This window comes from Haliea alexandrii, from assembly GCF_003719295.1.
In the GTDB taxonomy this organism is placed as follows: Bacteria; Pseudomonadota; Gammaproteobacteria; order Pseudomonadales; family Halieaceae; genus Haliea; species Haliea alexandrii.
In genome coordinates this window covers 906,810-918,900 of record NZ_RFLW01000001.1, presented here as the reverse complement: position 1 = coordinate 918,900, position 12,091 = coordinate 906,810, and the positions used below count along the sequence as shown (strand labels likewise).

Below are 12,091 nucleotides of genomic sequence, written 5' to 3'. Positions count from 1 at the left end.
ATGCAAATCAGTAGCCTGATAAGCCGAGCGGCCAGGCACTTCGGCGACGCCCCCTGTCTGAGCGAAGGCGGCAGGACGGTCAGTTTCCGCGAGTTTGACGCTTCGACAAACCGCCTGGGTAACAGCCTGCTTGCTATGGGACTCGAACCCGGCGATCGCGTAGGTGTGATGCTACCCAACAGCATCGACTGTCTCGTAGTTTATTACGCGCTGGCCAAGTGCGGCTTGGTGCGGGTAGGGATGAATACACGCGAAAACATCGAGGACCATCGTTTCAAGTTGGGCGAGAGTGGCAGCCGGGCGGTAATTCACGACACCGCCGAACAGCTGAGCGGTGACGTCGAATATGTCATCGACCGCGAAGAGCTGGGTCTAATGACCGAACAGGGCGACAGCAGCGTCTGTGCGGTAGACCGAGACATGGATGCGCCGCTGCGATTGGGCTTTACCGGTGGCACGACCGGACAGCCCAAGGCCGTGACACTGTCCACCCGCGGCGAGCTCAGCGAGCTGGCCGCCTTTCTTACTGACCTGGTTCCGGATATTCGGGAGGGCGACAGCTTTCTTCATGCGGCGCCTATCGCCCACGCATCAGGTGCCTTTTTCCTGCCGGCACTATGTCGCGGCGCGCACTCGTTGATCATGCCCAAATTTGACGCCGAAGAGTTCGTAAGGCTTGCAGTAGATACACAAGCTAGCCTGACATTCCTAGTCCCGACAATGCTGGCAATGATTCTTGAAGTGCCTGGTATAAACGAGGCGAACCTCAATTTTCGACGAATCGCCTACGGGGCCTCACCCATCTCACCCCGGCTGCTCGAACGCGCGGAGTCACGTTTCGGCAGGGTGTTTGCACAGAGTTACGGGCAGGCAGAGAGCCCAATGGTCATCACCTGCCTTAAGCCCGAAGACCACGGCCGCATAGGCTCCTGTGGCCGCCCCTTCGTCATTGCGGACGTCGCAGTTCTCGACGATGATGATCGGCGGCTGCCTCCCGGAGAGACCGGAGAGATTTGTGTGCGCGGCCCGCAGATAATGGCAGGCTACTGGAACCGGCCAGACGCGACGGCAGAGGCTATGCGCAACGGCTGGCTGCACACGGGCGACATCGGCACCATGGACGAAGACGGATTTTTCTACTTACTAGACCGCAAAAATGACATGCTGATCTCCGGCGGTTTTAACGTGTACCCGCGAGAAGTCGAGGACGTTCTCATGTCCTGCGATGGCGTCGTTGAAGCAGCCGTGGTTGGTCTTCCAGATGAGAAATGGGGGGATCGCGTGCACGCAGTCGTGTCCGGACGTCCGGATCTCGACAGCGGTGTCGTTCTCACGTGGGCAAAATCCCGCCTCGCGAGCTACAAGTGTCCCAAGGACGTAGAAATCTGGCAGGAGCTCCCCAAGAGCGCAGCAAACAAGATCCTGCGCAGAAAGGTCCGCGAAATTATCGTGGATCGCGACTCCGCCGCCGCTGACGAGGTATAGAGAATGCAGGATTTACAACTAGTAATGCACGGTATTGCCGTAAAGAAGTACGCGACGGTGGATGAAATCTGCTCCATCACCGGACTCCAAAGTGACACGGTAAAAGAACTCGTGGGCCACGCAGTAGCCAGGGGGCGCGCAAGCGAGGCAAACGGCAAATATCTGTTGACACCAACGGGGCAGATAACGCTAAAGTCGGCGTATAGCAAGACTTATGGGAGCTTGCGCCGCGACGAAGAATTCGTTGCGACCTACCAAGACTTCGAACGCATTAACAACGACCTGAAGCAGGCCATAACAGAATGGCAGACCATCGGTATTGGTGGTCAGACCGTGGCCAACGATCATTCGGACGAGGCCTACGACTCCGCAGTCATCGACCGCATTGGCGATATCCACGAGCGGGTCGAAATCATTCTTAAGCGCCTTGGCAACCAGGAACCCCGTCTTAATCGATACAGCAACAAGCTGCTTTCGGCGCTCGAAAAGGCAGAGGATGGGGATATACGTTGGGTCAGCGACGCGACCATGGAGAGCTACCACACCGTTTGGTTCGAGTTGCATGAGGATCTGCTCCGGATCATGGGCCGCGAACGAGAGGAATTCTGAGCATGGCCGCCACTCCACTCCATGGCAAATGGCTGCTCGCTCTGGATGGCAGCAACCTGCCCGAAAAGTCGCTTATTGGCGGCAAGGGCTGGTCGATCGCGCATATGCTGCGCCAGGGGCTGCCAGTCCCGCCCGCCTTCGTGATTACAACCGAGGCCTGCGCTGCCTACCTGGAAACCGGTGAGCTGCCTGCGGAGCTGGACGATCAGCTACAGGCAGCGATGCAGTGGCTGGAAGAACAAACGGGCAGGACGTATGGCTGTGGCCATTCGCCACTGCTGGTCTCCGTCCGTTCCGGGGCAGCTATTTCCATGCCCGGAATGATGGACACCGTTCTCAACCTCGGCATAAACGCCGAGACCATGCAGGCGTTCGCAGTTGAGTCCGGCGATGATAAATTTGCCCGCGACACCTATCGCCGCTTTCATGAGCTTTACGGCGAGATTGTGCTCAGGGTCACGGTTCCGGAGTTGGGTGAGAACGAGAATCTGTCGGAGTGGCGCGCGCGGATCGAGAAGGCAGCTGGCCAAGCCGTCCCTGAGGCGCCCACCGAGCAGCTCAAGGCCACCATAGAAGCCGTTTTCCGCTCCTGGACATCGCGCCGGGCCAAGCGCTATCGCAAACACCATGGCATCCCGGACAATTTGGGCACGGCGGTTACCGTTCAGGCCATGGTATTTGGCAACCTGGACCAGAACAGCGGAACTGGCGTACTGTTCAGCCGGAACCCGCTCACCGGCGAACCGGTGCCCTATGGAGAATACCTGCGCTGCGCCCAGGGCGAGGATGTCGTCTCCGGCAAATATACGCCGGGACACCTTGATGACATGAAAACCGCCGCGCCGGATGCCTACAAGACGCTGATCCATGCCGCCCAAACTCTGGAAAGTACCAACAGGGAAGTCCAGGACATCGAGTTCACAGTACAGCAAGGCAAACTCTACTTTCTGCAGTCACGCACAGCAAAACGCTCTCCCGCGGCCGCCGTACGTATCGCCGTGGATATGTACCGCGAAGGCACTATCGGGATCGAAGACGCCATCCGTCGGGTCAATCCCGACCAGGTTCGCAGTATCCTCAGTCCGCGATTGGGTGAGGGCGTGAGCAATGGCGCCACTGTTCTTGCCAGCGGTCTTGGTGTATCGCATGGCATTGGCGTCGGCACGGTTGTGAGCGATGCGGATGAAGCCGAACGTCGTGCACATGATGGAGAGGACGTGGTCCTGGCAACCGCGACGACGAGTCCCGACGATGTGCACGGCATGCTGGTGGCACGAGCGGTCATTACGGAACAAGGGGGTTCCACCTCCCACGCCGCCGTCGTAGGCCGAGCACTGGGACTGCCGAGCGTGGTTGGCTGTGGCGTCGGCACCGTCACTTCGCTACATGGCCAGACGGTCACCGTGGATGGAGAGAACGGCAAGATCTACGCCGGCGCCCTGAAGGTCGTCACTCCCTGCGAGACTGAAGACGACCGCCTCGCCGAGCTGTTGTCCTGGGCACACGAACACAGTCCCCTCACCGTGTACCGTCCCGATGAGGCACCGCAGGATACGCTTGACCTTGAAAGCAACGACGACGCGGCGGACCCCGCCAACCTGCCGGCGCTTATAAAGGGTGCACGCGGTGCTCGTGGTGGTGCGATTGCCAGTGAGCAGGGCGTAAAGGCCGCGCTGCAAGCGGGTCTCGAATACATTGTTGCCGAACCCACGCTGCCAGCGCTACTGGCAGCAATCCATGCCGGGGGCACGCCGGAATCAAGTCCATCAATAGAGAACGACTGACATGAAGAACGTGACTGCAAACGAGATCAAGAACCTGATCCAGATCTTCGACGACTCCGAGTGGCAAGAGTTGGCGCTACAGGTAGAGGACTTCAGGATATTCCTGTCGCGCGACCCGAACTCCGCAGGAGCGCCCTGGCAAAGCACCCAGACGCCCCCGGCACCAGCGGCTCCAGTGACCTCGGCGCCCGCTCCCGTCCCCCAACAACCCTCCAGCGGCTCTGCCGTGGCGCCGGCCCAGCCTACCGCCACCCCTAAAGCGGAGAGTGCGCCAATTCCGGACAACTATGTCGTGGTGAAGGCGCCAAATCTGGGTATTTTTTACCGCTCGCCAAAGCCTGGCGCAGCCCCCTACGTTGAACTCGGCGCCGAGGTCGATGATGAAACTGAAATCTGCCTCATTGAGGTTATGAAGCTGTTTACCCCTGTGCATGCCGGTATGCGTGGCACGGTCCGGCACATCTGTGTGGAGGACGGGGAAATGGTCGAGTTCGACCAACCACTCTTCTACGTCGAGCCTGCGGAATAGACTGCAGTATGGCTATTTCAAGACTGTTTATTGCCAATCGGGGCGAAATTGCGGTGCGTATTCTTCGTGCGGCACACTCCCTCGGGATTGAGACCGTGCTCGGAAGCTCCGCGGCCGACGCGGAAAGCCTCCCTGCGCGCATGGCCCAGCGCACGGTCATCGTAGGTCCGGCGGAAGCGACACGCAGTTACCTGGATGAACGGCTGATCGTGCAAGCAGCGCTGGGGGCGGGTTGTGACGCCCTGCATCCCGGATACGGCTTCCTGTCCGAGAGAGCTGCCCTGGCCCGATTGTGCGAGGAAAACGGCATCGCGTTTGTCGGCCCCCGTCCCGAAACTATTGAGGCCCTGGGAGACAAGCTCAGTGCGCGCCGCATTGCAGAGGCATCCGGGGTTCCCCTGGTACCGGGGACCCCGGCACTGGACTCCGCAGAGGATGCCTGCGCCGCGGCAAGTGAGATCGGTTATCCAGTGGTCATGAAGGCTACGGCGGGTGGGGGCGGCCGCGGCATGTTCTTCGCGCGAGGACCAGAAGACGTCAGGGCATCTTTCAACAAGGCCTCGGAAGAAGCACGCGCAGCATTCGGCGATGGATCACTGTACATCGAACGCTTTGTCGAGAGTGCCCGGCACGTTGAAGTTCAAGTCTTCGGTGACGGTGAAGGGAACGTGCTGCATTTTGGCGAGCGCGATTGTTCCGTGCAGCGCCGCTACCAGAAGCTGATCGAAGAAGCACCCTGTACAATCATGCCGGATACAGTTCGCGCCGAGCTGCATGCGGCCGCCGTGAAGCTGACTTCTGACCTGAATTACCGCAATGCGGGTACGGTGGAATTCCTGTTCGACGTCGAGCGCGGTGAATTCTACTTCATTGAGGTCAATGCCAGGATCCAGGTCGAGCACCCAGTGAGCGAACTCATTTCACGACGAGATTTGGTCGCCATGCAACTACGGCTCGCCGGCGGTGAAGCCCTGGATCTGCAACAATCGGACATCGTCCTCCACGGCCACGCCATCGAATGCCGGGTTAACGCCGAGGATCCGGATCACGGGTTTCTGCCCAGCCCTGGGCGTCTTACCACCTGGGAGCCGCCGGACATGGACTTTGTTCGCCTCGACACATTCTGTAGCCAAGGTGCGCTTATCCCCCCTTATTACGACAGCATGGTCGGCAAGCTGATCGTATACGGAAACGATCGCACGGAAGCACTGCTACGTATGGACGAAGCGATCCGCCAATTCTCGCTTGCGGGCGTCAAGACCAACATGCCTTTGCAGCACTTCATCATTCGGCATCCGGATTTCCACAACAACCTGATAACCACACGCTGGCTGGAACAAACCGGTCTGCAAGCGTTCGCCAATCGAGAGGAGTAACGCGCAATGGCGCATATTGAATTTCTGGACGAGACACTTCGGGACGGACAGCAGAGCCTCTGGGGTATGCAGATGCGTGCAGGTATGGCCCTGCCTGTGGCTCCGACACTGGACAAAAGCGGTTTTCGGGTAATCGACCTGGCGGGGTCTTCGATGTTCGAGGTCCAGATCCGGGTCAACAGTGAAGACCCATGGGAGAGCCTTGACCTGCTGACCCAGGCCATGCCGAACACGCCGATTCGCGGAGGCATGCGTGCCAATGCCTCGGTAACTTTTGGTGTAACGCCGGATGCGATGATGGACATGTGGATGCGCCAACTGAACGTGCACGGCTGCCGCTCCTTCTGGATCTACGATGTTCTATTCAACATCGACAAGATGCACCGTCTGGCGAAAGTGGCCAAGGAATTCGGCTCAGAAGTTGCCGGCTCCATCATGTTCACATCCAGCCCCGTACACACCGATGAATACTACGCCGACAAGGCTGACAAACTGTCCGTTTGCCCTGATATCGACACTATCCTCCTCTACGATACCGCCGGCGTTCTGGACAAGGAGCGGATGCAAACTCTTATACCGGCTATTCAGGCTAACGCGCGCGGTAAACCGATTGAGTTCCACTCGAACAACATACTGGGCATGTCCGGAAAAGCCTATTGCGACGCCATAGAACTGGGTGTAAAGATTTTGCACACCGCTAGCCGCCCCATGGCGAACGGACCTTCGGTGCCATCCACCGAAATCATGGCTCGCAACGTCGAGCTGCTGGGGCATACGCATAACATCGACACGTCCCTGCTGCCCCCAGTCGCAGAACACTTCGAGAGGGTCGGCAAGGCTGCCGGCTTTCTGGTCAACCAATCCCATGAGTACGATGTGCTGTCGGCGAGCCACCAGATACCAGGCGGCATGATCGGTACGCTGCGCGCGCAAATGGCCAAGCACAACCTGAGCCACAGAATGGATGACGTGCTGATGGAGACCGCCAAGGTTCGTGCCGAACTGGGCTATCCGGGGATGGCGACGCCCTTCTCCCAGCTGGTTGGCATCCAGGCAGTGCTCAACATGGTCAATGGCGAGCGGTACAAGATCGTTCCTGACGAGGTCATCCAGTATGCTGCCGGTTTCTACGGGGATCCGGTAGCGCCGATCGACCAAAACATCTACGACCGCATCATGAGTTCTCCACGGGCGAAGAAGGTCGCCGCACACCCACCGCAGCAACCGACCGAGGAAGAGCTTTACAAGGAGTATGGTACTCGCGATCCGGACGAGCTGATTTTGCGCGCGCTGATGCCAGAGGCGGATTTAAAGAGAATGCGCGAAGCGGGACCGGTGCAGCGGGACTACCCGATGCTCTCCTCACCCGAACTGGCAGAGGTGGGTCGATTGATGAAAGTGGCGAAAGCGCCATTGGTTCAGATTGAGTCGCAGAACCTCAGCGTCACTCTGAGGAAGTAATGCCATGGCTACCCGACGCGCAGTTATCGTAGATGTGATTCGAACGCCCTTTGGGCGAGGCCGCGAATCGGGCGTTCTGGCGCACTGGCACCCCGTGGACCTGTACGCGCAGGTCCTGTCGGCCATAGTAGAACGTAACCGCCTGGACCCGGCGCTGATCGAGGATGTCATCACCGGCTGCGTTGTTCAGGTGGCCGAACAATCGGGAAACATCGGCAGACAGGCGGTACTTGCAGCCGGCTTCCCGGAATCCGTGCCCGCGGTGACACTGGATCGTAAGTGTGGTTCCGCCCAGCAGGCAGTGGATTTCGCGGCCCAGGGCGTAATCGCCGGCGCTTGTGATCTCGTCCTGGCCGGCGGCGTGGAAATGATGAGCCGCGTGCCCATGCGCGCGAACCGTATGGGCAAGGACAACATGGGCAGTGCCCACCATGCCCGCTATCCAGAGGGACTCGTGGGTCAAGGTATTGCCGCAGAACTGATTGCGGCGAAATGGAACATTAGCCGCGAGGAACAGGACAGACTGGCATTGCGCTCGCATGAACTTGCTGCCGCTGCGGAAGATAGTGGGAGCACGGCCCGGGACATCCTGCCGCTTCCGAGTCGCAACCACGACTCATCACCCGTTGCCCGGGACGAGGGACTGCGAAGGGATACCACGTTCGACAAGCTGTCAGCATTGCAACCGGCGTTCAGGGATCCGACGATGCAGGAGAGGTTCCCGGAAATCGACTGGTCCGTCAGTGCCGGCAACTCTAGCCAGGTCACGGACGGCGCCTGTGCGGTCCTCATTGCGGAGGAAAGCACCGCCGCGCGTCTCAACCTAACCCCGCGGGCCAGCGTCGAAGCCTTCGCAGTGACCGGCGACGACCCGTTGTTTATGCTCACCGGCATCATACCGGCCACAGAGAAGCTGCTGCGCCGCGCCGGGGTTTCCTTCGATGACATAGACTCCTTCGAGGTCAATGAGGCGTTCGCGTCCGTAGTGCTGGCTTGGCAAAAGCACTTTGCTGCGGATCAGGAAAAGATCAACCAGTTTGGAGGCGCCATCGCCCTGGGACATCCTGTGGGCGCTTCGGGTGGCCGTCTGCTGGGTAATCTGCTGAGAACGCTTGAGGAAACCAACGGACGCTACGGTTTACAGACCATGTGTGAATCCGGTGGCATGGCAAACGCTACCCTGGTGCGGCGCCTGTAGCCGCTCGCAGTGCTCCGTACGGCACCCGGCCGTTACTGTCGTTCAGTGCTGGGCTGCGGCAGCGAAAGCGTCGTCAGGCAATGTAGTGAGACTGAGTCGACGGCGACGCAGGTGGGCTCGGGCGGTGCGCTCGGCCTTTTTGGGATCGCCCATGAGAACAGCCTCAACCATTGAGTGCAATTCCTTGAGCTGGCTTTCATGCTGTTTGCGGGACACAAAGGCCTGGAACTGCAGACGTAACAGGCTGATCTGCATGCGCGGCACCATGTGCTGCAGCTCGCGATTACCGCCGATGTCGTACAGCGTATCGTAGAAGCGTCGTCGTTCGTCGAGAAACGCAAGCGTCTCGCCCTCCTCACCCTCATGCATCGCCGATTCGAAAACTTCCTGTAGTCGTTGCCGATTGTCGCCTTCATTGATATGACGGGCGGCCAACTTCGCCGCAAGCCCCGCCAGTACCTCCAGAACACACATCATGTCGCGGACCTCGTCACGCGACTGCGCGCGAACGAAGGCACCACGGTGTTTGTTCAGCACCAGAACGCCCTCGCCGGCTAGTCGCTTGAAAGCCTCACGTACCGGCCCCCGGCTGACCTTCAACTCACGAGTCAGGTCAGCCTCGATAAGCCGCTGTCCCGGGACATAGCGTCCCTTCTTGATACCGGAAAGGATTGCTTCCATGACGCGACGCGGGGAACTGACAGAGACGCTTGAACCCGCCGCCTCCGGCTCTCGCCGGCTTCCCGTCAAATTGTTCTTGCTTTCTACCATATCATCTAGCACGTTGCTGGTGCCGCCACTTTTCCAGTGGTGCCACTTTTCGAATCAATTGCCTGCGACTTTTCAGGCCACCAAAACAGCGCCGCTGTGTGCCCCAAGCGCCTCCGCATAGTAACACCAGGGTGCCCAGAGCCGGAGCCAGGCCCCGGGCATTTGCTCACTAGATACGCGCCGAAGTGCCACCGTCGATCAAAATGATTGAACCATTTGTGTACGTTGATTCATCCGATGCCAGATAAACACAACCATATGCTACCTCGTTCGGGGTACCGGTACGGCGCATGGGGCAGAAGCGGTCGGCCACTGCCTCATCGTCGAACAGGGAGATATGCGTTTCAATCATCGGGGTGTCGATAAAGCCGGGGCAGACACAGTTCGCGCGCACGCCATCAAGAGCGTAGGCAGCGCACAGTGAGCGCGTCAAATTGACGATCGCGCCCTTGGCCGTAGTGTAGGCATGGGCATCCGGGTGCCCCTTGACCCCCAGCACGGATGAAATGTTGATGATCGACCCCGCACCCTGCTCTTTCATGTGTGGAATCACGAGCCGAGACATGTAAAAGATTGAATCGAGATCAATGGCCATGACCTCGCGCCACATTTCGGGGGTAGTGTCCGTCACCGAACCCATTGATCCTGCGTGCGTCTTCTCCCAGGAATAACCGACACCCGCGCCGTTAAGCAGCACGTCGACGCGTCCATACTCGGCAATGGTGGCATCCACCAGCTTTTGCGCGCCTTCGGGCGTGGACAGATCCGCCGCCACCACAATACCCTTGCCGCCGTCACGCGTGACGTTGGCCAGCGTCTCGTCCAGGTTACTCTGCGTCCTGGAGCATCCGACAACCTTCGCGCCCTCTCGGGCAAAAAGCTCCATGCACGCGCGTCCAATCCCCGAGCCGGCGCCCGTGACGATCGCTACCTTGTCCTGTAAACGTCCCATATGATCTCCCTTATACATTTATTGTGGCTGTGGAACCAGGGAAGCACTCCCGCACCGCAGCCGCTCATTAGGTAGGACAATCCTGTCCTATATTGTTGCGTTTGTCCAGACGAAACCACGCTCTCTCAGGACTCCAGCACAGCTGACTGCGGCCTCAGGGCAGACGCGCCGCCAACTATCTATAATTTCCTTGAAGACACCGGTGCAGATACCGGATCGTCGTCACGCGTGCAGATTCGCTCCACCACTCACGAAAAAAGTTTGGCCGGTGATATATTCGGCCGCCGGTGAGGCTAGGAAACGCATGAGTGCGACATAGTCTTCGCTTTGCACCGCCCTTCCACTAGGATTCTTTTGCGCCGACTGAGCTACGAGACTGCTCGCATTATTCCCGAAGACTGCACGTACGGCATCTGTCTCGACAATTCCCGGCGCGATGCTGTTGATCCGGATACCGCGCGGGGCCAACTCCACTGCCATGTAACGCACGAGGCTTTCCGCAAGCGCTTTGCTGACACCGACAGCGACATAGTTCTCGATCACCGTGCGGCCTCCGCGGCTTGTTAAATAAAAAATAGTGCTGCCGCGAACTAGCAGGCCCGCCAGCGCTTGAGTGATATACAGCAGGGACAGGCCATTCACCGACACCGCCTTGTCGAAACGCGCGGGCTCTGCGTCGAGGATGCTGGTCGGGTAAGCCATGACAGCGCTGTGCACAAGCTGATCGACGCGGCCGGCTACTTGTCGTACGGCTTGCGCAATCGCCGTGCAGCCTGCTGGCGTCGACACATCCGCCTTGACCAGTGTGCAGCTTCCGCCTTCGTTCAGGATGCGTCGTTCCGCCTCATCCGCGACGGCATCATCGTTAGCGTAGTTAATGAATACGTGATTGCCGTCGCGCGCAAATGCGCTTGCGATTTCCAGCCCGATTCCCCGCGAACCGCCAAGAACAAGTGTCGCCAAAATTAAATACCTCACATTTTATGCAATTTTCTTATAATTCGAGTTTATACATCCGGTGCGCGATCTAGATGAGACGGGGCTTCAGCGCGATAGCGAACCGACGCAAGTCAATGCGGAGGCGCGGGGACAGCACCCAAGCCGCGCCTGGTCGAGCGTATTCTCTCTTGCGGAGGTCATGGTCGAGTCGCGGCAGGAAAAACGTCCGGAGATCTCAGTCGCCGACCCGGAAGTCAGGAAACACTTCGTCGGGAAGTGACGCCACGCGCCTTTTCGCGGCCTGTACGTGCTGTTTGCCAACCCGGGCGGCGCGGATCGCATCGCCATTGAGTACCGCGTCAATAATTCGCAGGTACTCGTCGATCACCTGCTGTCGCTGCTCGTTGTCGAGATAGGGAAATGACTGCAGGCGCAGTAGGTGTAGCTGTGCCGTGGGCATGATGTAGGGCAGCTCAACGTTGCCACCGAGTTCCATTAGGGTCTGGTATAGGTGCTGACGCTTGCCAACGAAGGTCACATCGTTAACGCTGCCGCGTTGGAACTTTTCGATCCACTGCAGAATGTCCGCCAGCGGCTGTGTCGAAACCCCGGCTGCGACGGCCTCCGCAGCCAGCTTGGCCATCAAGGAGGTCAAGGGTTCAAGGACCGTCAACAGGTCGGCGGCTTCCTTGCGAGAAAATGCGCGAATGTGCGCACCACGGAAAGGTATCTGCCTGAGTATGCCCTTGCCATGCAGCCGCTTGAGGGCCTCGCGTACTGGGCCACGAGAGATATTCAGGGTCGCGATCAGGTCCGCCTCCACCAGCTTCTGCCCGGGCACATAGCGACCGTTGTAGAGCCCTTCCTGAATCCAGTTGACGATAATATCCGGTGAATTGCCGCCTTTATTCACGCGTTTCTTTGATTTTCCCAGCTCCGTTTTTTGCAACCCGCTCATCCACTAATTCCCCCGCATCCTGTCAACGC

Annotated in this window: 11 protein-coding genes; 7 read left to right on the top strand and 4 right to left on the bottom strand. The window is 59.0% G+C overall.

Annotated elements, in window-relative coordinates:
* The 7 genes from EGJ68_RS04220 to EGJ68_RS04190 are packed head-to-tail and all read left to right on the top strand — an operon-like array spanning position 1 to position 8,442.
* Complete coding sequence (locus EGJ68_RS04220; RefSeq protein ID WP_123033266.1) at positions 1-1,485, top strand: class I adenylate-forming enzyme family protein; 1,485 nt, start codon at positions 1-3, stop codon at positions 1,483-1,485.
* Between the two features lie 3 nt (positions 1,486-1,488).
* Positions 1,489-2,094: a hypothetical protein gene (locus tag EGJ68_RS04215; RefSeq protein ID WP_123033265.1), complete on the top strand. Its 606-nt coding sequence runs from the start codon at positions 1,489-1,491 to the stop codon at positions 2,092-2,094.
* A 2-nt stretch (positions 2,095-2,096) separates the two neighbouring features.
* Positions 2,097-3,878, top strand: coding sequence for a pyruvate, phosphate dikinase (locus tag EGJ68_RS04210; RefSeq protein WP_123033264.1), 1,782 nt, complete (start codon positions 2,097-2,099; stop codon positions 3,876-3,878).
* 1 nt (position 3,879) lies between these two features.
* Positions 3,880-4,407, top strand: coding sequence for an acetyl-CoA carboxylase biotin carboxyl carrier protein (gene accB, locus EGJ68_RS04205; protein ID WP_123033263.1), 528 nt, complete (start codon positions 3,880-3,882; stop codon positions 4,405-4,407).
* 8 nt (positions 4,408-4,415) lie between these two features.
* Positions 4,416-5,783, top strand: coding sequence for an acetyl-CoA carboxylase biotin carboxylase subunit (locus tag EGJ68_RS04200; protein ID WP_123033262.1), 1,368 nt, complete (start codon positions 4,416-4,418; stop codon positions 5,781-5,783).
* A gap of 6 nt (positions 5,784-5,789) precedes the next feature.
* Positions 5,790-7,244: a pyruvate carboxylase gene (locus tag EGJ68_RS04195; RefSeq protein WP_123033261.1), complete on the top strand. Its 1,455-nt coding sequence runs from the start codon at positions 5,790-5,792 to the stop codon at positions 7,242-7,244.
* 4 nt (positions 7,245-7,248) lie between these two features.
* Entirely contained in the window at positions 7,249-8,442 is a 1,194-nt protein-coding gene (locus EGJ68_RS04190) for a thiolase family protein (protein WP_123033260.1), read from the top strand.
* Between the two features lie 42 nt (positions 8,443-8,484).
* Here EGJ68_RS04190 and EGJ68_RS04185 read toward each other — a convergent pair whose 3' ends face one another.
* The 4 genes from EGJ68_RS04185 to EGJ68_RS04170 all read right to left on the bottom strand — a co-directional run bounded on the left by EGJ68_RS04185 (position 8,485) and on the right by EGJ68_RS04170 (position 12,062).
* On the bottom strand, positions 8,485-9,123 hold the full coding sequence (locus tag EGJ68_RS04185) for a GntR family transcriptional regulator (protein WP_158283486.1): 639 nt from the start codon (positions 9,121-9,123) through the stop codon (positions 8,485-8,487).
* Between the two features lie 259 nt (positions 9,124-9,382).
* Positions 9,383-10,165: an SDR family NAD(P)-dependent oxidoreductase gene (locus tag EGJ68_RS04180; RefSeq protein WP_158283485.1), complete on the bottom strand. Its 783-nt coding sequence runs from the start codon at positions 10,163-10,165 to the stop codon at positions 9,383-9,385.
* Positions 10,166-10,387: 222 nt separating this feature from the next.
* On the bottom strand, positions 10,388-11,128 hold the full coding sequence (locus EGJ68_RS04175; RefSeq protein ID WP_158283484.1) for an SDR family NAD(P)-dependent oxidoreductase: 741 nt from the start codon (positions 11,126-11,128) through the stop codon (positions 10,388-10,390).
* Between the two features lie 211 nt (positions 11,129-11,339).
* Positions 11,340-12,062 (bottom strand): GntR family transcriptional regulator, encoded by a 723-nt coding sequence (locus tag EGJ68_RS04170; protein ID WP_123033256.1) that lies wholly within the window; start codon positions 12,060-12,062, stop codon positions 11,340-11,342.
* Positions 12,063-12,091 lie beyond the last annotated feature (29 nt).

Excerpts from the sequence above, each read along its gene's own strand:
- EGJ68_RS04220 (WP_123033266.1), top strand. The coding sequence starts at position 1 with ATGCAAATCAGTAGCCTGATAAGCCGAGCGGCCAGGCACTTCGGCGAC.
- EGJ68_RS04215 (WP_123033265.1), top strand. The coding sequence starts at position 1,489 with ATGCAGGATTTACAACTAGTAATGCACGGTATTGCCGTAAAGAAGTAC.
- EGJ68_RS04210 (WP_123033264.1), top strand. The coding sequence starts at position 2,097 with ATGGCCGCCACTCCACTCCATGGCAAATGGCTGCTCGCTCTGGATGGC.
- accB (WP_123033263.1), top strand. The coding sequence starts at position 3,880 with ATGAAGAACGTGACTGCAAACGAGATCAAGAACCTGATCCAGATCTTC.
- EGJ68_RS04200 (WP_123033262.1), top strand. The coding sequence starts at position 4,416 with ATGGCTATTTCAAGACTGTTTATTGCCAATCGGGGCGAAATTGCGGTG.
- EGJ68_RS04195 (WP_123033261.1), top strand. The coding sequence starts at position 5,790 with ATGGCGCATATTGAATTTCTGGACGAGACACTTCGGGACGGACAGCAG.
- EGJ68_RS04190 (WP_123033260.1), top strand. The coding sequence starts at position 7,249 with ATGGCTACCCGACGCGCAGTTATCGTAGATGTGATTCGAACGCCCTTT.
- EGJ68_RS04185 (WP_158283486.1), bottom strand. The coding sequence starts at position 9,123 with ATGGAAGCAATCCTTTCCGGTATCAAGAAGGGACGCTATGTCCCGGGA.
- EGJ68_RS04180 (WP_158283485.1), bottom strand. The coding sequence starts at position 10,165 with ATGGGACGTTTACAGGACAAGGTAGCGATCGTCACGGGCGCCGGCTCG.
- EGJ68_RS04170 (WP_123033256.1), bottom strand. The coding sequence starts at position 12,062 with ATGAGCGGGTTGCAAAAAACGGAGCTGGGAAAATCAAAGAAACGCGTG.